23 protein-coding genes are annotated in these 20773 nt (G+C 50.5%); 21 read left to right on the forward strand and 2 right to left on the reverse strand.

Features of this window, described 5'->3' with window-relative positions; all coding sequences use genetic code 11:
• The first annotated feature begins 8 nt into the window (after positions 1-8).
• From paaD to PBN151_RS20175, 16 genes are all read left to right on the forward strand, one after another.
• Complete coding sequence (paaD, locus tag PBN151_RS20100; protein ID WP_370510438.1) at positions 9-509, forward strand: 1,2-phenylacetyl-CoA epoxidase subunit PaaD; 501 nt, start codon at positions 9-11, stop codon at positions 507-509.
• A 317-nt stretch (positions 510-826) separates the two neighbouring features.
• Entirely contained in the window at positions 827-2287 is a 1461-nt protein-coding gene (locus PBN151_RS20105) for an NAD-dependent succinate-semialdehyde dehydrogenase (RefSeq protein ID WP_083545235.1), read from the forward strand.
• Between the two features lie 56 nt (positions 2288-2343).
• Positions 2344-2646 (forward strand): EthD family reductase, encoded by a 303-nt coding sequence (locus PBN151_RS20110; protein ID WP_072730409.1) that lies wholly within the window; start codon positions 2344-2346, stop codon positions 2644-2646.
• Positions 2643-3074 carry a PaaI family thioesterase gene (locus PBN151_RS20115; protein ID WP_072730410.1) on the forward strand — a complete coding sequence of 144 codons (432 nt, stop codon included), beginning with the start codon at positions 2643-2645 and terminating at the stop codon, positions 3072-3074. Before PBN151_RS20110 ends, PBN151_RS20115 begins: the two co-directional genes overlap by 4 nt.
• A gap of 73 nt (positions 3075-3147) precedes the next feature.
• Entirely contained in the window at positions 3148-4086 is a 939-nt protein-coding gene (locus PBN151_RS20120; RefSeq protein WP_083545236.1) for an enoyl-CoA hydratase-related protein, read from the forward strand.
• Positions 4087-4097: 11 nt separating this feature from the next.
• On the forward strand, positions 4098-5453 hold the full coding sequence (locus PBN151_RS20125; RefSeq protein WP_072730411.1) for a phenylacetate--CoA ligase family protein: 1356 nt from the start codon (positions 4098-4100) through the stop codon (positions 5451-5453).
• On the forward strand, positions 5450-6232 hold the full coding sequence (locus PBN151_RS20130) for an enoyl-CoA hydratase-related protein (protein WP_139295383.1): 783 nt from the start codon (positions 5450-5452) through the stop codon (positions 6230-6232). Before PBN151_RS20125 ends, PBN151_RS20130 begins: the two co-directional genes overlap by 4 nt.
• Before the next feature lie 14 nt (positions 6233-6246).
• A complete protein-coding gene (locus PBN151_RS20135; RefSeq protein ID WP_072730487.1) occupies positions 6247-7053 on the forward strand; it encodes an enoyl-CoA hydratase-related protein in 807 nt (268 codons plus the stop codon).
• A gap of 3 nt (positions 7054-7056) precedes the next feature.
• Positions 7057-7935, forward strand: a complete 879-nt coding sequence (locus PBN151_RS20140) for a 3-hydroxyacyl-CoA dehydrogenase family protein (protein ID WP_072730412.1) — start codon at positions 7057-7059, stop codon at positions 7933-7935.
• Complete coding sequence (locus PBN151_RS20145) at positions 7925-8698, forward strand: 3-hydroxyacyl-CoA dehydrogenase family protein (RefSeq protein ID WP_072730413.1); 774 nt, start codon at positions 7925-7927, stop codon at positions 8696-8698. The genes PBN151_RS20140 and PBN151_RS20145 overlap by 11 nt, the downstream gene beginning before the upstream one ends.
• Positions 8676-9875: a thiolase family protein gene (locus tag PBN151_RS20150; protein ID WP_072730414.1), complete on the forward strand. Its 1200-nt coding sequence runs from the start codon at positions 8676-8678 to the stop codon at positions 9873-9875. Before PBN151_RS20145 ends, PBN151_RS20150 begins: the two co-directional genes overlap by 23 nt.
• A 55-nt stretch (positions 9876-9930) precedes the next feature.
• Positions 9931-10353, forward strand: coding sequence for a thioesterase family protein (locus PBN151_RS20155; protein WP_072730415.1), 423 nt, complete (start codon positions 9931-9933; stop codon positions 10351-10353).
• Positions 10354-10479: 126 nt separating this feature from the next.
• Positions 10480-11334 carry a phenylacetic acid degradation operon negative regulatory protein PaaX gene (gene paaX, locus PBN151_RS20160; RefSeq protein WP_072730416.1) on the forward strand — a complete coding sequence of 285 codons (855 nt, stop codon included), beginning with the start codon at positions 10480-10482 and terminating at the stop codon, positions 11332-11334.
• 588 nt (positions 11335-11922) lie between these two features.
• Positions 11923-12360, forward strand: coding sequence for an Rrf2 family transcriptional regulator (locus PBN151_RS20165; RefSeq protein ID WP_072730417.1), 438 nt, complete (start codon positions 11923-11925; stop codon positions 12358-12360).
• A 181-nt stretch (positions 12361-12541) separates the two neighbouring features.
• Positions 12542-13177, forward strand: a complete 636-nt coding sequence (locus PBN151_RS20170; protein ID WP_072730488.1) for an NAD(P)-dependent oxidoreductase — start codon at positions 12542-12544, stop codon at positions 13175-13177.
• A gap of 93 nt (positions 13178-13270) precedes the next feature.
• Entirely contained in the window at positions 13271-14038 is a 768-nt protein-coding gene (locus PBN151_RS20175) for a DODA-type extradiol aromatic ring-opening family dioxygenase (RefSeq protein ID WP_072730418.1), read from the forward strand.
• A gap of 200 nt (positions 14039-14238) precedes the next feature.
• Here the strand turns inward: PBN151_RS20175 and PBN151_RS20180 are convergent, their stop codons facing one another.
• A complete protein-coding gene (locus PBN151_RS20180; RefSeq protein ID WP_072730419.1) occupies positions 14239-15483 on the reverse strand; it encodes a hypothetical protein in 1245 nt (414 codons plus the stop codon).
• Positions 15484-15684: 201 nt separating this feature from the next.
• Entirely contained in the window at positions 15685-16269 is a 585-nt protein-coding gene (locus PBN151_RS20185) for a TetR/AcrR family transcriptional regulator (RefSeq protein WP_072730420.1), read from the reverse strand.
• A gap of 199 nt (positions 16270-16468) precedes the next feature.
• On the opposite strand from PBN151_RS20185, the gene PBN151_RS20190 reads away from it, so the two are divergent.
• The 5 genes from PBN151_RS20190 to PBN151_RS20210 all read left to right on the forward strand — a co-directional run bounded on the left by PBN151_RS20190 (position 16469) and on the right by PBN151_RS20210 (position 20591).
• Complete coding sequence (locus PBN151_RS20190) at positions 16469-16819, forward strand: YrdB family protein (protein ID WP_175560759.1); 351 nt, start codon at positions 16469-16471, stop codon at positions 16817-16819.
• Positions 16820-16992: 173 nt separating this feature from the next.
• Complete coding sequence (locus tag PBN151_RS20195; protein ID WP_072730421.1) at positions 16993-17715, forward strand: 4'-phosphopantetheinyl transferase family protein; 723 nt, start codon at positions 16993-16995, stop codon at positions 17713-17715.
• A 174-nt stretch (positions 17716-17889) separates the two neighbouring features.
• Positions 17890-18735 (forward strand): DUF4097 family beta strand repeat-containing protein, encoded by an 846-nt coding sequence (locus tag PBN151_RS20200; RefSeq protein WP_072730422.1) that lies wholly within the window; start codon positions 17890-17892, stop codon positions 18733-18735.
• 352 nt (positions 18736-19087) lie between these two features.
• A complete protein-coding gene (locus tag PBN151_RS20205; protein ID WP_072730423.1) occupies positions 19088-19678 on the forward strand; it encodes an RNA polymerase sigma factor in 591 nt (196 codons plus the stop codon).
• Positions 19644-20591, forward strand: coding sequence for a DUF4367 domain-containing protein (locus PBN151_RS20210; protein WP_072730424.1), 948 nt, complete (start codon positions 19644-19646; stop codon positions 20589-20591). Before PBN151_RS20205 ends, PBN151_RS20210 begins: the two co-directional genes overlap by 35 nt.
• Positions 20592-20773 lie beyond the last annotated feature (182 nt).

Here is a 20773-nt window from a genome sequence, read left to right on the forward strand (position 1 = left end):
GGTTCATCGTGACGCAGATTATGCGGCAGATGCCAACGGGGCTTGAGGAACGAATTTGGGCACTGCTGCAGGAGGTCAAGGATCCAGAAATCCCCGTCATCAGCATGATCGAGATGGGGATGATCCACAGGGTAGTTGTAGACGAGAACGTGGTTGAGGTGGAGGTACTGCCGACCTTCATTGGCTGTCCTGCTCTGGAATTGATGAGGAGCGAAATTCAGGAGAAGCTGCTTTCCATCGAGGAAGTGCGCGAGGCGACCGTCCACTTCCTGCGGGAGCCAGCCTGGATCTCGGATCGGGTTACCGACGAAGGCCGGGAGAAGCTGCGTTCGTTCGGCATTGTTGCACCGCCGCGCGGTTGTACGCCGGGCGAAGAGTGGAAGGTGCAGTGCCCCTACTGCGATTCTCCGTACACTCGCATGGACAATATGTTCGGCCCCGCGGCTTGCCGCAGCATTTTATATTGCAGGCACTGCAAAAATCCGTTCGAAGCCTTGAAAGTGTTGTGAGGCTAGGCTTGGGCTTGTATGGTTCGTAATGCCTTTAATGCTCTAGTGCTTAGTATTTAATGCTTAATGCTTAATCTCTAGTGCTCTAAGGCTTTAAGATTTTAAGGATTGATGCCTGTAGTTTAGCGGGAATGTGATGTTGTTAGACGTTTGGTTTGTTGCACTGCGTTTTTTGTGTGGTATTACAAGGTTCTGTAAGGGTTGATCAAGTTATTTTAAAGGCAACGTCATGCAAGGCAAGAAACACTATTGCGCACATTTGCGCTGCCTTTGGAGCGGAATAAGCTGCAGAGGAAGAGGGAGGGTATCCGATAACGATGGAAAAAAGCATGCAAACTGTTGAATTGAAGTCGATGTTTATCAACGGAGAATGGACGCAAGCACAAGGCGGCGGTATGCTCCGTGTCGTTAATCCGGCAACTGGAGAAGAGGTAGGGACGGTAAGCTATGGTGATCATTTGGACGCAAGAGCGGCCATCGATGCGGCTCATCAGGCATTCCCAGGCTGGTCTCGCTTGACCGCCCGTGAGCGTTCAAAATATTTGTACCAATTATATGAATTGGTGCGCAACCATCGTGATGAATTGGCGAGCATTATCTCGGCCGAGATGGGCAAGCCGCTGCGGGAGGCCAAGGGCGAGGTGCTGGGAGCTGCCGACAACTTCATGTGGTATGCGGAGGAAGCGAAGCGGGTGTATGGCGAGACGGTTCCATCCTCTGTGCCGAACAAGCGGATTATGGTCAGCCGCCACCCGGTCGGCGTCGTCGGAGCGATTACACCATGGAACTTCCCGGTTAATATGGTCGCGCGGAAGATTGCGCCCGCACTCGCCGCAGGGTGCACGGTCGTTTTGAAGCCAGCCGAGAGCACGCCGCTAAGCGCAATTAAGTTATTCGAGCTGATCGCACAAGCCGGGTTCCCAGCTGGCGTCGCTAATCTGGTCATCGGCCAGCCGGAGACGGTGGGCCAGGAACTGCTCGACAATCCAAAGGTTCGCAAAATTGCCTTCACCGGCTCGACGCGTGTCGGCAAGCTGTTGATGGAAGGGGCGGCCAAGCACGTGAAACGGGTCAGTCTGGAATTGGGCGGGCATGCGCCGTTTATTGTGTTCGAGGATGCAGACTTGGACGCGGCGGTTGCAGGGCTGTTCGAGAGCAAGTTCCGCAATTCGGGGCAAATGTGCATCTGTACGAACCGCCTGTATGTGCATGAGTCTGTGGCGGAGGAATTCAGCGCCAAGCTGATCGAGCGGCTGAGCAAGGCAAAGGTCGGCGACGGACGCAGCAAAGAGACGGAAATTGGCCCGCTCGTCAACCAACGGGCGCTTGATAAAGTGCTGCGCCATATTCAGGATGCACAGGACAAAGGCGGGAAAATTGTTTTCGGCGGCAAGCGCTTGATGGAGGGGGAATACGGCAAAGGCTTCTATTGCGAGCCGACCGTCATTACGGGCGTAACTAAGGAAATGGAGATTGCTGCCGAGGAAACATTCGGCCCAGTTGTGCCGATGATGACCTTCACGGATGAAACGGATGTTATCCAAATGGCGAACGACACATCATATGGCTTGGCTGCCTATGCCTATACGCGCGACAGCAGCCGCTGTTTCCGTCTGGCGGAGGCTTTGGAATACGGCATCGTAGGTATTAATGATGGTTCACCAACACAGACTCAGGCGCCATTCGGAGGCTGGAAGGAAAGCGGACTTGGCCTGGAGGGCGGACGCTACGGAATGGATGCATTTTTGGAAACGAAATTTGTTTCGTTCGGGTTGTAATCATCGTTTTGATACATGTAATGAATGAATATTGAGAGATAAGGGAGGATTTATTCATGGTCAAATTAATCGCGATCTACCGCAAGCCTGAGGATGTCGAGGCGTTCAACGAGCATTATTTTAATACCCATTCTCCATTGGCAGCAAAAATGCCTGGACTCGTGAAGATGGAAGTGGGAACGATTTATGGAACGCCAATGGGGGAGAGCGATCTGCACCTGATTTGCGAGATGTATTTTGAATCGAAAGAGGCCTTGAAGGCAGCCCTGTCATCCGCTGAGGGCAAGGCGTCCGGCAAGGATTTGATGGGATTTGCCGGCAAAGTGGTATCCATGCATATGGCGGAGGTTCATGAGTGAGCAAGCCGACGCATCGCAACCGGTTTAATGATTTGCTTGGAATCGAGATCGTTCGGCTGGATGAAGATGGCTGTGTTATGCAATTGCATACCCACCCTGATCTTCATAACAGCATCGAAGGCTTCGTACATGGCGGCGTGACGAACACGTTGGCTGACGCCGCCATGGGCCATGCGGCTGCACCCCCGATTGACGGGGTGCAGCAGTGTGTAACCGTGGAGAGCAAGATTAATTATTTGTCTCCGGCCATCGGCGAACTTCTCGTTGCGGAGTCTCGGGTGCTGAAGCGGGGGCGCAATTTAATTGTGACGGACGCGCGTATTACCTGCGATGGGAAGCTTGTCGCTGTCGCTTTGGGGACATACGCGCGCGTCAGTCCAAAACGAGGGGAGCAAGGCACGGAATTGCGTTCCACGAAGCAGGAATAAGGCGATGGAGTAAAAGCAGTGGGAGGTTGTCGAGCAGACGGATCAGCGGAAAAGAGGGGGGCTGAACGAATCGATGGAGATGCAGGAGCAGAGGCTGAGCAAGGTGTCGGTGCAAAGTGAGGTACCAGTGCAGGATCAAGAACAGGGTCAGAATCAGAAAAATCTGAAACAGGTAAAAGACCAGGTAAAAGACCAGGTACAAGTTCAAGGTACGCTTCAGGAGCAAGGGACGGAACAGTCAGTGAAGCTGGATCGCCACGGTCATGTTGCCGTCATTACGCTGAATCGGCCTGCCGACTTAAATGCCCTCAATTATGAAACGCTGGTGCGCCTGGGAGAAATCGTCGTGGAAATCCGGGAGGATCGTCATCAGATTCGTGCCGTCATCGTGACGGGCGCGGGCCGAGCCTTCAGCGCAGGGGCTGATCTAAAGGAACGGCGCACGCTGAATGAACAACAGGTGAGACGCAACGTGCGTACGATCCGGGATGTATTCACCGCCGTGGAGGAGCTTCCGCAGCCGACGATTGCAGCGGTGAATGGATATGCGTTCGGCGGCGGTTTCGAATTAATGCTGGCCTGCGATTTGCGCTTAGCTGTCCGGGATGCCCGTATGGGACTTACCGAGGTGAGTCTGGGCATCATTCCCGGTGCAGGTGGAACGCAGCGGCTGCCGCGGCTTATCGGGCCAACGCGGGCGAAGGAGCTTATCCTGACTGCGCGGAAAATGAACGCCCAAGATGCGCTGCAATACGGATTGCTGAACGGAATAGCCGATGACGCAGAGCAGCTCCACGCAATGACGCTTGATTTGGCGAATGAGATTGCATCTAATGCGCCGCTTGCGGTCTATCAGGCCAAATACGCCATAAACCGGGGCAGCCATGTTGGTTTGTATTCCGGTCTAGAGGTTGAGGCACAAGCCTATGAGATGATTATCCCGACGAAGGATCGGGCGGAGGCATTAGAAGCCTTTGCGGACAAACGAAAGCCTGTCTTCCGTGGGGAGTAGGAGGGTAGCGCGTGATATTCAATGTCGAAATGGAAACGATGCCGCATGAACGGATGCGAGCGCTTCAACTGGAGAGACTACGTCACGCCGTCAAGCGGGCATATGACCGAGTACCTTTTCATCGTGCCGCGTTGGATCGGGCGGGCCTTGATCCGGAGGACATTCGCAGTTTGGATGATATCCGCCGCCTACCGTTCATGAAGAAATCCGATCTGCGCGATTATTATCCGTTCGGATTGTTCGCGACCGAGATGAGCGAAGTTGTACGTATCCATGGTTCATCCGGCACGAGAGGCAAGCCGATCGTTGTGGGGTACACGAAGCAGGATATTGAAGCTTGGGCGGAAATTGTTGCGCGCGCCATTTGCTGCGCAGGCGGTCGGCCCGGGGATATTTTTCACAACGCGTATGGGTATGGCTTGTTCACGGGCGGATTGGGCCTGCATTATGGCATCGAGTGTCTGGGCGCAGTCGCTGTGCCTGTGTCGGGAGGGAATACACCGCGCCAGATTACGCTTATTCAGGATTTCAAGCCGCGCGGGTTGTCAGGTACACCGTCTTATATTTTGAATCTGGTGGAGGAAATGCGCAAGCAGGGCATTGATACGCGTTCAACGAGCATCGAGTACGGCATTTTTGGCGCGGAGCCTTGGTCGGAGGAAATGCGTCGCCATCTTGAGGATGCTCTTGGCATTAAGGCGATTGATATTTATGGATTGAGTGAGGTGCTTGGGCCAGGTATCGCTATCGAGTGTCAGGAAGCGCAGGATGGTCTGCATATTGCCGAAGATCATTTTCTGGCGGAAGTGGTCGATCGCCAGACGGGTGAACCGCTGCCGTACGGGCAGGAAGGCGAGCTGGTGTTTACTTCACTGACCAAGGAAGCATTCCCAGTCATCCGCTACAGGACGGGCGATATCGCTTCGCTTCACCCGGGTACCTGCAAATGCGGCCGCACGACGATGCGGATGTCCCGGATTAAAGGAAGAGTAGATGACATGCTGATTATACGCGGCGTCAACGTTTACCCAACCGAGCTCGAGGCTGTGCTGCTTAACTTCTCCCAACTTGCGCCCCATTATCAAGTCGTCATTGAGCGGGACAATGCACTTGACCGCTTCGAGATTCATTGCGAGATTACGCCGGAATTCTGGAATCGGGTAGGCAGCGTTCTGGAAAGCCAGGAGGTTGCCGAACTGGTAAAGGAGATCGGCAAGGCGATCAAATGCTCGCTCGGTGTCTCTGTTTTACTGCATGTGAATGAGCCGGATTCGATTGCGCGCAGCGAGGGAAAAGCAGTACGCATTGTTGATAACCGCAAGCGAGCGGCAGACGTTCAAGAAAGTGAAGGAGTGGGGGCGGGATGACGAAGATGGGCAGTAGGAATGTGATCGTGTCGGTGGACGGCGCTGTAGGTGTGCTTACCCTGAATCGGCCTGACGTGTTGAATGCTTTGAATCGCGAGCTGATGCAGGAGCTTGTGGCTGAACTGGAACGAATGGATCGGGACGATGCTGTGAAGGTGCTTGTTATTACAGGGAATGATCAGGCCTTCGCCGCAGGAGCGGATATTAGGGAAATGGCGGATGAATCCGCTGTTTCGCTGCTGTTGAAGCGACAGTTCGATGTCTGGGATCGCATCGGCGGCATCACTAAACCGATCATCGCCGCTGTGAGCGGATATGTGCTCGGCGGAGGCTGTGAGCTGATGATGAACTGTGATCTCATTGTTGCCTCGGATACGGCGCGCTTCGGGCAGCCGGAAATTCGCATTGGTGTTATGCCCGGTGCTGGAGGAACGCAGCGGTTGACCAGGGCAGTGGGGCAGCGCAAGGCGATGGAACTGCTGCTGACCGGGGATACGATGCTCGCGGAAGAGGCTCTTCGCTGTGGCCTAATTAACAAGGTAACTCCAGTTGAGCTTTATTTGGAGGAAGCGCTGAAGCTTGCGCGGCGCATTGCCAACCAGCCGCCACTGGCTGTTTCCCTTATTATGCAGGCTGTTCGCAAGGCGGAGGATCTTTCGCTGGTCGAAGGGCTTGATTTTGAGCGGCAATGTTTCCATCTGTTGTTCGCGAGCGAGGATCAGAAGGAAGGCATGCTTGCTTTTCAAGAGAAGCGAAGTCCCCAATTCAAGGGCAGATAGGAGGAATCATGGCTGTGTACGAGACGATTCTGTACGAAGTATCAGCAGGAGTAGCCCGGATCACGATGAATCGGCCGGATAAGTACAACGCCTTCACCGGGAAGATGATCGCCGAGATCATTGATGCGTTCCGTCAGGCAGGCAAAGATGCCGCGGCGCGCTGTATCGTCCTGACCGGAGCGGGCAAAGCATTCAACGCAGGGCAGGATCTGGGCGATGTGCCGGGTGTCGGCGGTGAGGGGGTAGCCGGGCAGGACGGAGCTGCAAACCACGGCGACATGCTGCGTTCGCGCTACAATCCGCTCATTATGCAAATTCGCAACACGGAGCTGCCGGTTATCGCGGCTGTGAACGGCGTAGCGGCAGGAGCCGGGATGAGCCTTGCCCTCGCTTGCGATATGCGTGTGATGTCTGAGCGGGCTTATTTTGTCAGTGCATTCATTAATATAGGGCTTGTTCCCGACTCAGGGGGATGCTACTTCCTGCCGCGCCTTGTCGGCTTGGCCAAGGCGATAGAAATTGCCACGATTCGGGATCGCGTTACGGCGAAGGAGGCGCATCGGATTGGCTTGGTCAATCGCGTATGCTCTGCCGAACGGCTGGACGAGGAAGCAGCTGAGCTTGCAGCCAAGCTAGCTCAGCTTCCGACGCGGGCGATCTGGCTGATGAAGCAGACAATGAACCGGGGACTGGAAAAGGGGCTGGCGGAGACACTGGAGCAGGAGGCATATGCCCAGGAGATTGCCGGACGCACGCAGGATCACCGGGAAGGCATGCAGGCTTTTCTAGAGAAGCGGCCGCCTATGTTCAAGGGGGTATAGCCGATGGAAGACTATGTTTCCGGAGGAAGCCTCGGCATGGTCGGTATTATCGGTGCTGGCACGATGGGAGCGGGGATCGCGCTCGTATGCGCTCGGCGGGGTCGCCGTGTTCGATTGCAGGATATTAAGCCAGAGGTGCTGGAAGCTGCGCAAACCTATATTGGTACGGTTCTGTCGAAGGATGTTGCGAAGGGGAAAATCTCGGCGGAAGAGAAACGGTCGACACATAATCTTATTGAGTTAGTGCAGGACATGGCAGCATTAAGCTCATGCTCGATCGTCATCGAGGCGATCCCCGAGAATCAGGAGTTGAAGCGCTCTGTGTTCGCCCGCTTAACAGAGCTTTGCAGCAGTGATGCTCTGCTGCTGAGCAATACGTCTTCCCTTTCCATTACGGAACTTGCAGCAGGCTTGCCTCATCCGGAGCGCATCATAGGCTTTCATTTCTTCAACCCTGCGCCGGTTATGCCGCTCGTGGAAGTCATCCGCGGCCACAAGTCGGCAGATGCCTGCGTCGCTGCAGCTCGCAGGTTTGCGGAGGAACTTGGCAAGGTGCCTGTGTTGGCGGAGGACTCGCCCGGATTTATCGTCAACCGCGTCGCCCGACCTTATTATAATGAAGCGCTGCGCATCATAAGCGACCGAGTGGCTAAACCGGAGCAGATTGATCGCATTATGAAGCAGGCTGGCGGTTTCAAAATGGGGCCGTTCGAGCTGCAGGATCTAATTGGTCTCGACGTGAATCTGGCGACAACGGAATCGGTCTATACCCGGTTCAATCATGAGAGCCGCTTCAAGCCGAGCCGGATACAGCAGCGCATGGTGCAGGCAGGAAGCTTAGGCAGGAAGACAGGAGAGGGGTTTTATTCATATGACCAATAACACAATCCTGTTGGATGGGAACGGCCCACTGCGGGAAGGCCTTCATGTGCTGCTGAAACGAAGCGGATATCAGATTATTTCCTTGGCAGAGTCGGAGGAGTGCAGGGATGCCCTCTCCTCGGTTCGATACGGTATGGAAGTAACCAATGATGATGTGGTTGAAAAACAGGCGAATATCGTGAAAATGGATCGGCTATTGCCGCCAGAAATACCAATCGCGGCTACCTCGTTAGCTCTCTCTGCCACTGAGATCGCATCATGGGCATCTCAACCGAAGCGAATATGCGGATTCGGAACGCTCGCACCTCTGGAAGAACGCGAGTTGATTGAAGTGGCTCCTGCCTTGCAGACATCAAAGGAAACCCTTCATCGTCTGGAGGAACTGTTCCGCTCTTTGGGTAAACAGGTAGACATTGTGCAGGATGAGGCGGGGCTCGTCTTCCCGCGCATTCTCGCCTTAATCGTAAATGAAGCTGCTTTCGCTCTAATGGAAGGAACGGCTTCCGCTACGGATATCGATACGGCTATGAAGCTGGGAACCGGTTATCCGTACGGTCCGCTTGAATGGGCAGACAGAATCGGGCTGGATGATGTGCTGGCGGTTCTGAGCGGGCTCCACCGCGATCTGGGTGAAGAGCGGTACCGCCCAGCTCCGCTACTGCGCAAGCTCGTGCTAGCAGGCCGGTTTGGCTCCCGCAGCGGCCAAGGCTTCTATTCCTATGATATTGGGGGGGAACAAGATGGCAACACCCGTAATTATTGATGCGATACGTACGCCGATCGGACGCTACGGCGGAGCGCTCAAGGATGTGCGCGCCGATGATCTGGGCGCGATCGTTATTCGCAGCCTGTTGGAGCGGAATCCGGTCGCCCCTGATCGGGTAGACGGCGTTATTGTCGGCTGTGCGAATCAGGCGGGGGAGGACTGCCGCAATGTGGCGCGCATGTCGCTGCTGCTGGCTGGAATGCCGGTCGAGGTGCCGGGCGTGACGGTAAATCGCCTATGCGGATCTGGCATGGAGGCCGTTCTGCAAAGCGCCTATGCCATTATGGCAGGGGCGGGACATATGTATATTGCCGCCGGAACGGAGAGCATGACGCGGGCACCTTATGTGATGATGAAGCCGGAGGCCGCTTTTCAGCGTGGGCACCAGCAGATCTACGATACGACTTTGGGCTGGAGGATGACCAATGACAAGCTGGCCACTCTCTATCCTCCCATCAGTCTAGGGGAGACAGCGGAGAACGTGGCGGAGCAATACGGCGTCAGCCGGGAGGAGCAGGATGAGTTTGCGCTCTCCAGCCAACGGAAGTATGCTGAAGCCCAAGCAGCCGGGAAGTTTGCAGCCGAGCTTGTTCCGGTGGAGGTGACCGGGCGCAAGGGCCAGATCATGAAGATCGAGCAGGATGAACATCCTCGTCCTGAGACGACGCTGGAACAGTTGCAGAAGTTGAAGCCGGCCTTCAAGCAAGGGGGAACTGTGACGGCCGGGAACTCGTCGGGACTGAACGACGGGGCAGCGGCGCTGCTCATTATGGAACAGGAGGCCGCACATTCGCTCGGACTTCGCCCACGCGCCCGCGTAGTTGCTGCTGCATCTGCTGGCGTCGATCCGTCCGTGATGGGAATCGGCCCCGTGCCGGCCGCGCGCAAAGCACTTCAGCAGGCTGGACTGAGTATTGAGGACATTGATCTGTTCGAGCTGAATGAAGCATTTGCTGCACAGGCAATTGCCAGCATGCGGGAGTTGAATATCGACCCGGTTCGGGTGAATGTGAACGGCGGGGCGATTGCGATTGGCCATCCGCTCGGGTGCAGCGGGGCTCGGATATTAACGACACTGCTCAATGAGATGGAGCGCCGAGAGGTGCGTTACGGCTTGGCTGCGATGTGCATCGGCGTCGGTCAAGGCATCGCCACTATAATTGAGCGAATATGACCAGGCCGGCAGCCTGAATGGGCATGGTTGATTTTTTTGGCGAGGAGGAATCGACGTGAAGCAAGGATTGGTTCCAGGCGCTGAAATAGCTTTTGCTGTGACTGTTACACCGGATATGTATCCTGCTTTTGACGGAACGACCATTCACGAAGTGATGTCTACCGTCACCATGATTTACTATATGGAGAAGGCTGGTCGAGAGATGATCGTTTCTTTTTTGGACGAAGAGGAAGAAGCTTCGGGGCTAGCTCTTGATATCAAGCATGTAGGGCCTGCGGTCGCCGGACAGGAGGTAACGTTTCGAGCTGTATGTGTCGAGGTGGGAGCGAAGCGCATGGTGTGCGAGGTGACAGCAGAGACGCGAATCAATCTAGTCGGCAAAGGAACGTTTACGCAGGCGGTTTTCTATAAAAATACGATGGCAGAGCGGCTCACGGCTTTGCGCCGCAAGGCGGAAGAAGAGCAGAAGCTGTCTTGACAAGCTGAGCGGTGGTTCCTCCACTCCGATATGCCCTCCATTTTGCTTGAGCTATGGAGAATCAAGTGATACAATTTGACGAGATACAACATTTGGAAATCACGTGATTGACTAGGAGTGGTGAACATGAGGCCGCAATCGATGCTGTTTACCATATACGGCGAGTATGTACGTCATTATGGTAGCGAAATCTGGGTTGGGAGCCTGACCGCCCTGATGGGGGAGTTCGGTTTGACCGACCAGGCCGTACGGGCCGCTATCTCGCGCATGCTTCGCCAAGGGTGGCTGGAGTCGCGCAAGGTGGGAAATCGCAGCTATTATTCAATGTCCCCGCGCGGCAAGCGGCGCTTGGATGAGGCGGCGGCCCGCATTTATAAGCAAGAGACAGATGTGTGGGATGGCAAATGGTGCATTGCGAGCTACAACATTCCCGAAAAGGATCGGGGCATACGGGATCAATTGCGCAAGGAACTGGCATGGCTCGGCTTCGGCATGTTGACGACGAGCACCTGGATCAGCCCTAACGATCTGACTGACAAGGTGAGGGACATCGTGGAATCACGCGGGATATCCGGATATGTGGAAATTTTTAAGGCGGATCATATCGCTTGGAGCAAATCTAGGCAGTTGGTGCAGAAGTGCTGGAACATCGATGAGATTAATGCGGCTTATGCTGAATTTATTGAGGTATACCGCCCAAGTTATGAAAAATTGCTCACGATGATGCAGCAGGGGGATGCCATACCTGACGGCTACTGCTTCGTAGAGAAGAGCAAACTGGTTCACTGGTACCGGAAGTTCTTATTCATTGATCCGGACTTCCCTGAAGAACTGTTGCCAGATGTGTGGTTAGGCAAGGAAGCGGATCAATTGTTCCACAACTACTATGATTTGCTTCATACAGGGGCCAGTCGTTTTTTTGAACAAGTATATGAACCTTCTCCTGATGCGCTTCCGCTTCGCAATATCGAGCATGCATAACTCTTTTGGAACATTGGCATAGGTACATATCTCGGGAAAATGAATCTCTATGATTTTTGATTTATAAGGGCTCTTTGCAGCCTTTTTGCTTCCGTGCTTTAACGTAGGGTCGTATTACCGTTGAATATTTTTAATGAAAGCTTGTGCGAGTCATAAGACATGGAGTGAGCAGCATATCGATGATTCCAACGGTACGTTTTGCGGTTAATCACGTGTCTCCTCCTGTATGAATACTTGTCCTTATTCTGCATGTTTGTGTAAAAGAAGTTCTGATGATAGCTCTCTTGTTTGTGGAATCATTTGGTTGAATCCGAATTTAGTTACTAGGGAAACGTACAAATGTGCTTCATTTCAATTGCACATAAAGATAAGCGCTTTGCTTCTGTAATTTATGCCAAATTGCAAAATAGGCAGCTAGGACATATAGGGAATTGCGAGGAATGAGTGTGTTATCACTATTAAGTGAGATAGCGGTGTGCGCCAATGTATCGAACGGCGTGGCCGCTTTTCCTTTGCAGGTGGAAAAAAAGGAAGCTTGACAATTCAAACTGGTTGTAACTATAATGGTTACACGAAAGGGTGAGCAGCATGAAGATAAGCAGCCGCTTTAGTGTAGCCGTCCACATTCTATCCTTGCTGGCGCTTGAACCGAACGCCCATCATACGTCGGAGTGGATGGCGGGCAGCGTCAACACGAATCCTGTTGTTATCCGGCGGGTAACGTCTCAATTGAAGAAGGCTGGACTCGTCGATGTACGGCCTGGAACTGGTGGAGCAACGTTAAACAAGCCGGCGGGCGATATTACGCTTCTTGATGTATATCGTGCTGTAGAGGCTGTTGAAGAGGGAGAGTTGTTCGGGTTCCATGATCATCCGAATCCGAAGTGTCCAATCGGAGCCAATATAGAATCGGTGTTACAACTGGTTATGCTGCGTGCGCAATCTGCCATGGAGCAGGTGCTGGCAGAAATGACCTTGGATCATCTGGCAGTTGACCTGAAGGATCGAATGGAAGAGAATGAGTAAATCGTTCTAGGATGCAGGCGGTTATCAATTCGAATTAGAAATACTCCAGTGACTAATGGAGTTTTTCGCGGGCTAGTTGTAACTGTCTTTATTACATTAAAGTTTTATTGTGGTTGTGAGCGTGCACTGCTTACTTGAAGGCAATAACGAATATTGAATATAGAAGGGAAGATCGATGATTATGAAAATTGCAGTATATGGTGCTACAGGTACAATTGGACAACGTATTGTGAACGAGGCTTTGACTAGAGGACATGAGGTAACTGCAGTTGTTCGTGATGCTTCACGTGTTGCACAGTCGCATACGAATTTGACAGTGGTAACCGGAGATATTCTGAATTCTGCAAGTGTTGCGGAGCGTACAGCAGGCCATGATGTTGTGATTAGTTCCATCGGTCCTAAGATGGGTGAAGAATCTGCGCTTGTCGAAGCTACTCGCGCCTTGATTAACGGGGTGAAACAGGCAGGTGTTGAGCGCTTGATTTCCGTTGGCGGAGCGGGCAGTCTTGAAGTGGCTCCAGGCGTTCAAGTGGTAGATACTCCGGACTTCCCAGATGCATGGAAACCAATTGCACTCGCACACCGTGATGCACTTGATGTATATCGTCATGAATCCACATTGGCATGGACGAATGTAAGTCCTGCTGCCTTGATCGAGCCAGGAGAGCGTACTGGACAATATCGTACTGGTACTGACCAATTGGTTGTAGACGCAGAAGGCAACAGCCGCATCTCAGCAGAAGATTTCTCCGTGGCCATCTTGGATGAAGTGGAGAACCCGCAATTTACAGGCCGTCGCTTCACAGCAGCATATTAATCGTTGCGATTAACAATTCGAACGTATGAATGGATGCCTAGCTGCGGCTAGGCTCCAGCATACAGCAAAGTTGAACAATAAAGGAGAATCGAGATGCCAAAATCAATCTTTCTTAGTCACGGTTCGCCGATGATTGCCATATTGGATAATGAATATACTCGATTTCTAACTGAGCTCGGAGCAAGCATGCAGCCGAAGGCGATTGTTCTGTTCAGTGCCCATTGGGAAACCGAAGAGACTACAATATCGTTCCAAACTGGAACGTATGAGACGATCTATGATTTCTATGGTTTTCCAGATGAACTGTTTCAGGTGAAGTATCTGGCTACAGGTTCCATCGAAATTGCCACTGAAGTAGAACGCTGCTTGTCCGCACGTGGGATTGCCGTAAACCGTGATGAATCACGCGGTCTAGATCATGGTTCATGGTCGTTGTTGAAGCATTTGTACCCGAATGCGAATATTCCGGTCGTACAAATCTCGGTAAACCCATTCCTTCCCATAGAGCAGCAGCTGCTAATCGGCGAGGCGCTAAGTGAGTTGGATGAGGATATTCTTCTCATAGGCAGCGGAGCGACCGTGCATAATTTGCGCATGTTGAAGTGGGAGCAGACAGAGCCGGAAGCTTGGGCCGTTCAGTTCGATGACTGGCTCATTGAGAAGCTGGAGAAGAAGCAATGGAGTGAGCTGGCTGCTTATCGGGATCATGCTCCCCATGCTGCATTAGCAGTACCGCGGGCAGAACATTTTGTCCCATTCTTCATTGCGCTTGGAAGTGCAGGAGCTGCCTATGATCCGAAGGTCATTCATCGCAGCTATGAGATGGGGACACTCAGCTATATGTGCATGTCCTTTACGTAATGCTTCTACAATCGAAAGAGAGCTATCCTTACACAGGAATACTGTGACTGGGATAGCTCTCTTCTTGCTATGCAGCACTTGCGAGGTAGCAATGGTTACCCTGTTATAACCTAAGATAACCTAAGATAACCTAAGGTAACTAGATGAGCAAAGTTACCTACAGTTGTGTTATCCAATTGTGTTATCCTTCAACATGTTGCTTACCAGCTTGATCCGCCTGAGGAATTAGAATTATTGTTGTTGCCCCAGCTTGATCCCCCTGATGAGTTGCCGCTCGTATTGCGATTAGCTGCTTGCCGTGCGGCAGCTTCCTCTTGCTGTCTTTCTTGTCTTATGATCGATTCGTAAGCTTGCTCCATTGCTGTAAGGATACCTGCTAAGGCAGCTGCCTTGCGGGCGGCTTCGTCGTAAGCGCCATTATGCATTAACCGATCAACGTCAGTGCTAATGGATGAGAACTGTGAGCCATATTGGTGAACATTCAGCCTGCTGCCATATTTGGCGCTGGATGAACGATATCGCTGCTCCATTCTAGCCAGTTCCTGTTCCACATTTTGTTTCTGAATCGCAGCTCGTTCGATTGCACTCAAGAATTGATTGGCTTCATTCAAGAACCGTGTTGCCGTATCTGTAAGCAAATCAATATCATACGGCTGCTGTGCCAGGAGCTGGCGTATGCTGGATTGCATGGCTGCCAAGCGCTTCTCCTGCTGCTGCCAATTGGAGTAGATACGATGGCGATCGATCGTATGCAAGCCTTGAGCGAAGCTGTCTTCAGCAGATGCTTGCATCTGCTTTGCTTCCTCCAACTTGCGATCGAGCTTGTGGATTAAGTCGTTGTACTGTTCAGCCGCTTGATCAAGCTTCTGAAGGAGTGCAAGGGTGTGATCGAGCTCGCTTCTTGCTTGTTCATATTCCTGCACGTCCTCATCGCACCATTGAGTCACTCGACGAAGAGCGGATTGTACGGTATCTACAGCCTGAAGCTCCTCACGATACTGCCTCCAAGCCTGTTCCCAGTGCTTGCCTCGATATTGCGTCTGTGCACGGGCAGTCAATGCAGACAGTTCCTTATCCTGGGCTGCATATTGGGACAGCTTCGTTTCAATGGATTGGATATCGCGAGCGTTCTTCAACTTCAAGTCCGCTAGACGCTGCGTGATCTGGACAGCTTCAGCGAGCAGTAGGCTTGCGCGCTCGGCATGCTGTGCCGTGGCAGGAATATCTCCAAGCTTCAGGCGATCAAGCATCTGCTCATTACTCTGCTGTGCTTCTTCAATCTTGCCGTATGGATCGATACGCACGAGCTTCAAGCGATGCTCCTCGACAATCTGGGAGACGGAATTTCTAGACTGATTCATCTGCTCGGGAAAGCGCTGATACTGTTCTGCGTACTTAGATACCGATTGCTGATACTGTTCCAATCGTTGAATTTCTTCATTCACATGAATCACCCGCTGCTCGGATTAGAATGGAACAGGCGGATATGTGCGTAGGGGGAATGGTCAAAATTTCGTCAGCAGCATACACGGATGAACAAATGCCGATCATTCGATCGGCATTTATTCGTTCTACTTATATCGAATAATAAGTTGCTAGTCTAAACGATGTTTCAATTATTGATTTTGGTCGAGTGGAATTGCTGTCTATTGCGTCTCTGCAGATTCCTTGATCGTGTGAATGCCGGCAATAAAAGCATTGATTAGCAGTTCTAGGCTGACATCGAGGTCGAGGGGAATGCCGAAGCCTCCCTTTTGCTCCAATGATGCGAACCCGTGCAGTAAGCTGCGAAGACCGCGTGCAGCATGAATCGCAGCATCGCCAGTAAGTTCATATGCATGCAGGACTTGAACGACCAGTTCAACAATTTCCGTACTGACACGCTGCACATCCGCGTTTTGTGGATCAGGGGCTAGGAGTGTTGCATCATAGAGTCCAGGGTGATTGCGGACGAAGGCAACATATGCTTTGCCTATCGAGCGAACAGCCTCATCGCCTGAACGTCCAATAGCTGCACGTGTCAAGGCGTGGTTTAATTGCTCCAGGCCATGAATAGACAACAAAAGTCGTATTCCCTGCAAACCGTCAACGTGATTATATAGGGACGGGGGGCGTACCTTCAGCTGCTGTGCTAATGAAGCCAGCGTGACTGCTTCGATCCCCTGTTTGTCCGCAATTAGGGTAGCTGCTTCTAGTATCATTGCGGGAGTCAAACCAACTCTTGGTGACATGTTCATTTCTCCTCTGTTTTTAAGTCATTGGTTAATCGCTTTTCATTTATTTCGTAGTGCATTGTTAAGATTAAATGTAAACTTCCATCGTCCAGTAGACAAATCCCCCCTACCATGATCTATTATAACTAATGTTATTAGCTATATCAATAATACCAATTGTTTTACAGTGTAATCGAGTCGTATGGAGGGAGAGAGCATGGATACGTTCATCTACGTGTTGCAAATGTGTAATTTAGGATTGCGGTTCGTGTTAGAGCTTTGTACATTAGCAGCTTTTGCGTATTGGGGAATACAGATGGGCAACAGCACTCTAACGAAGGTTTTGCTCGGTGGTGGTTTCGTTATCGTGGCGATGTTGATATGGGGGACATTTGGCTCTCCCAAGGCAACGATACCGCTTGAAGGCTGGATCCGAGCGCTGTTCGAGGCCGCTTTTTTTGGTCTGGCTGCATTATCGCTGTACGTGGTAGGAAAGCATGTGTGGGCTGCTATCTTTCTCATTGTTCTGGTGGGGAATTGGTTGTTGATGTATATGTGGAATCAGTAAACATCGTACTAAATAGAATGTTGCAGTGAGGCACCCAACTCGTGCGGTTGGGTGTTTATTTGTTTTACCATTACGGGCGTATGTAGAGGAAATAAAGGAAAATATTGTAGTATGATTGGGGCGGGTGTATAATTTTTGTCATATATCAGGAATGTATGGCAGAAGGAGGCATCATGAAAGTAATTGCCGTTCGAATCGACAGCATGATCAGGCTGAACGACTGGCTGCCTTTTCTATCGCCAGAGCGAAGAGAGAGGGTAGGCCGTTTCTATCGAGAGATGGACTCTATTCGTTGTGTGCTAAGTGAGCTCGTTGCCAAGAGCTTAATAATAGAGATGACAGGCTGTTCATCTGATCAAATTGCGATTCAAGCGGATCAGTTCGGCAAGCCTTATATGAGTGGGCCTTACAATCACATTCAATTCAATATCTCGCATTCAGGAACATGGGTTGTCGGCATTGCGAACGATCAGGATCACCCAGTAGGGATTGATATAGAACAGATTGATGAAGATATGGAGCTAGGGAGCTTTGCAAGCATTTTGTCAATCGATGAGAAGCGGGTGCTTGACTCTGTACCGGTGAACGAACGGATAGAGCGCTTTATTGAGCTGTGGACCTATAAGGAAAGTTATGTGAAGGCTGATGGCAAAGGGTTATCCATGCCTATTGACTTGTGTTCATTCACCCCTAGTCTGACTGGCGAGGCTGCATGGCAATTAGCGTCACCTAGCGACATCCCGTATTATTGGAAGTCTTATTCCGTTCATCCTAATTATAAGATGACTGCTTGCTCGGCGTATAAGCGGCTGCCGGAGACCTGTGCCGTGAGTAAAGCCTCCGATTTTTTACAACGATATGTTGATCTGCAAGCCCATGCTGTGTCTTCGATCTGACAGGCAAAGTTATTGTAGATGAGATGCAGTATAAATGATGATTCATTGATGAGGAAATAAGGATTCAAAGATTTCACAAGTTGAAGTAGCGATGATCCTAATCAGCGTCATACGGATAACTCATTCCAATATCATTTAAATTATGATGTAGTTTCATAAAGGAGATTAATCAAATTGAATAACAAAAGATGGATAACTGCTCTGTTGATGATCCCTATTCTACTCGGCCTAAGTGCATGTAAGCAAGGAATATCAAATGTGCTTTCTACGAAAGATATCCCTGTTCATGTAGAGCGATCTTTGGACGCTGGGAATGTATCTCGCATATCGATTAAGACGAAGAGTTCCAACATCCAATATAAGATTGGAACTAGCGATCAGATTCAAGTTCAATTAAAAGGCACATTCGATGGCAGCGAAGAAGAGAAAGAACAACTCCTGGCCACGGAAATGGATCAAGATCAGCTAGCGATCAAGGTGGGGCCAATAATGGGAAAGTTATATTCCAACATGTCTCTATCGCTGGAAGTTGAGGTTCCCGCGAAGGTCTATGAGGAATTAAAGATAGAAGCTTCGAGCGGTAATATTACGACAGGTGAGATTGAAGCTGGTCAATTGTCTGTCGAAGCTTCGTCCGGAAACATATCTGTTGAAGGATATGCGGGGAAGGAATATAAGGTGGAAGCTAGTTCGGGCAACATTGAACTCGGAAGAATGGCGGGAAAAGGCAGTATAGAGGCCTCCTCTGGCAACGTAGATGTGGCTATTGATCCATTCCATGAATCGGTTCGCGTTCATACAAGTTCGGGCAATGCGACCATTCGAGTCCAGCCGGACGCAGTATTCCGAATTGTAGGCGATACGAAGCTGGAACGTGCCGATTTGAAAATTCCGGTAACGCTCGAGCATAAGGAAAGCAAGAGAAATTTCGAGGCAAGTGTCAATCAGGCCACATCGGAGTCGCCTGTTCTGGATGTAACGACTTCGTCTGGGAAAATGATATTGGAAAAAATCAAATAATGTCGGAAAGGGGCCGCTTCTTCAATGCTACAGGGGGAAACCCGGCCTCTTTTTCTATCGAAATTTGCGTAGCGTGGGTTTTTTCGAAATGCTGGCGGCCTCCCATTCTTCAGTTCCCTTTTTGGAACGAGGAAAGGTTGAACCCTACATATGGACAGATTACGTCCCCATTTTCATCCCCTCATTAAGTGCTGGGAACGAATTGATCGTTGCGTGCCCTTTTATCCTCAATTTACCTTAATCCGCAGGTCGTTTATTGTCGTCATATCCTATAGTTGCCGAAATTATTTTTTCATGTTGTCACATTCTTAGCCCAGTTGTTCGTTATACAGAGTGGAAGGGGGAGTAGGGCTTGGATGACGCGGAGTTAAGTCAGATCATCGCAGAGGTTCTGGATGGGAACACAGCAAAATTTGAGATGATTATGGAAAAATACCAAAAACCGATTTTTCTCTATTGTTATCACATGCTCGGCAATTATACCGAAGCGGAGGATAACGCACAGGAAGTATTTTTAAAGACATTTCGCAATTTGCGGAAATATCAGAGTGAGGTCCCCTTTCGAGCCTGGTTGTACAAGATTGCTTATCATCAATGCATTGATATGATCCGCAAGCGGAAGCTGGTGAAATATTTGCCGTTTTTTTACCGGGACGAGAAGGAAAATAACGATGTCGATTTGCAGATTGAAGCCAACTATTTTGATGAATCCGTGCATCAAGCCTTGTCAAAATTAACGGCCGAAGAACGGAACTTATTAATTTTACGCTGCGTCGAGGATAAGAGCTATCAAGAGATCGGTTTGATTTTGGGTAAAAACAGCGCAAGCCTGCGTAAAAAATACGAACGTACGGCTGCAAAATTCCGAGAGCATTATGCTCATGTAAAGGGGCTGGGAGTGGATGAATATGGACAAGGATCGGGATTTGAAAAAATTATTTAATGACCCGCGCATTCCCAACGCTGACTTGACAGGAAAGGTCATGAGAATTTTGCATGCTGAACCCCAAAAAAAAGAGAGGTTTTTTGTGAAAAATAAAGTTTCTTTGACTGTGATTGTAGGGCTGATGTTAATGGCTTCGACGGGTTACGCGGCCGTTCAGTATAATTCATTGTCGAATAAGGATGGCGAAGTCGTATATGAGACTAAATCAGCGAAAGAGATGGGACCAGCAGAAACGAAAGATGTACAAGAGCATTTCAAGGCATTTCATGAACTCAAGGAGAAGATGTTAAAGAGCGGTGAAGCTGGACTGTTCTATCTGGTTGCCAATAACCCGGATCATCAAACAAATCTTGGAACGAAGGCGATGCCATTCCAAAATCTCTCTCAATTACGCGAAAAGATTACGGATAAATCCATCAAGATTCCAGACAGTGTCAATGGAAATTATAAATTCAAAGAAGCGGATGTACTCTTTAGAAATGCTCAGGAAGTAAATCCACCTTCTCCGGAAGAACAAAAGGCGATGGCGGAAAAACTGAGAAAGCAGGCAGAAGAATCCAATCAGGGATATGCCATGATGCCAGTTGAAATGACAAATCAGTTTTTCATTCTCAATGCTACGTATCAAAATGGAGAGGATAAAATCGGGGTTAATGTCACTAATCTGAGTGGAAAGGGCATGAACGCTGGATTGTATATTGACGAGAAAGTAGAGTTTAAGCAGGAGAAGGTTCAAGTGAAGGGAGTAGAAATGCTGTATACAGATTGGGGTCGTTCAAAGTGGCATGAGCTGAAATGGGTATACGAGAGCCCGGACAAAAAGGTGAAATACGTCTATACGATAGATGGAGATATAAATAAGGTAAGTAAAGAAGCCTTGATGAAAATTGCTGAAAGCTATTTGGAATAATAAACGACTAAAAAATGAGGGCTGCTCCAAAGCGAATTGGAGCGGATTCCCGCCGGCCATATTGCGGCGGATCAAATCGCATGAGCCGCATAGGAATTACGCTCAAGAGCAAAATCGGATGCAGGTTTTTTGTCGTCAGATCCCATGATTACCGGAATGATTTTTTTATGTTGTCACATTTT

The sequence above is a fragment of the Paenibacillus sp. NAIST15-1 genome (assembly GCF_001894745.1).
Lineage (GTDB): Bacteria > Bacillota > Bacilli > Paenibacillales > Paenibacillaceae > Paenibacillus_B > Paenibacillus_B suaedae.

What these genes read in the sequence shown, in the direction of transcription:
- PBN151_RS20105 (WP_083545235.1), top strand. Translation starts at nt 827, where the DNA reads ATGGAAAAAAGCATGCAAACTGTTGAATTGAAGTCGATGTTTATCAAC.
- PBN151_RS20110 (WP_072730409.1), top strand. Translation starts at nt 2,344, where the DNA reads ATGGTCAAATTAATCGCGATCTACCGCAAGCCTGAGGATGTCGAGGCG.
- PBN151_RS20120 (WP_083545236.1), top strand. Translation starts at nt 3,148, where the DNA reads ATGGAGATGCAGGAGCAGAGGCTGAGCAAGGTGTCGGTGCAAAGTGAG.
- PBN151_RS20130 (WP_139295383.1), top strand. Translation starts at nt 5,450, where the DNA reads ATGACGAAGATGGGCAGTAGGAATGTGATCGTGTCGGTGGACGGCGCT.
- PBN151_RS20140 (WP_072730412.1), top strand. Translation starts at nt 7,057, where the DNA reads ATGGAAGACTATGTTTCCGGAGGAAGCCTCGGCATGGTCGGTATTATC.
- PBN151_RS20145 (WP_072730413.1), top strand. Translation starts at nt 7,925, where the DNA reads ATGACCAATAACACAATCCTGTTGGATGGGAACGGCCCACTGCGGGAA.
- PBN151_RS20150 (WP_072730414.1), top strand. Translation starts at nt 8,676, where the DNA reads ATGGCAACACCCGTAATTATTGATGCGATACGTACGCCGATCGGACGC.
- paaX (WP_072730416.1), top strand. Translation starts at nt 10,480, where the DNA reads ATGAGGCCGCAATCGATGCTGTTTACCATATACGGCGAGTATGTACGT.
- PBN151_RS20165 (WP_072730417.1), top strand. Translation starts at nt 11,923, where the DNA reads ATGAAGATAAGCAGCCGCTTTAGTGTAGCCGTCCACATTCTATCCTTG.
- PBN151_RS20170 (WP_072730488.1), top strand. Translation starts at nt 12,542, where the DNA reads ATGAAAATTGCAGTATATGGTGCTACAGGTACAATTGGACAACGTATT.
- PBN151_RS20175 (WP_072730418.1), top strand. Translation starts at nt 13,271, where the DNA reads ATGCCAAAATCAATCTTTCTTAGTCACGGTTCGCCGATGATTGCCATA.
- PBN151_RS20185 (WP_072730420.1), bottom strand. Translation starts at nt 16,269, where the DNA reads ATGTCACCAAGAGTTGGTTTGACTCCCGCAATGATACTAGAAGCAGCT.
- PBN151_RS20190 (WP_175560759.1), top strand. Translation starts at nt 16,469, where the DNA reads ATGGATACGTTCATCTACGTGTTGCAAATGTGTAATTTAGGATTGCGG.
- PBN151_RS20195 (WP_072730421.1), top strand. Translation starts at nt 16,993, where the DNA reads ATGAAAGTAATTGCCGTTCGAATCGACAGCATGATCAGGCTGAACGAC.
- PBN151_RS20210 (WP_072730424.1), top strand. Translation starts at nt 19,644, where the DNA reads ATGGACAAGGATCGGGATTTGAAAAAATTATTTAATGACCCGCGCATT.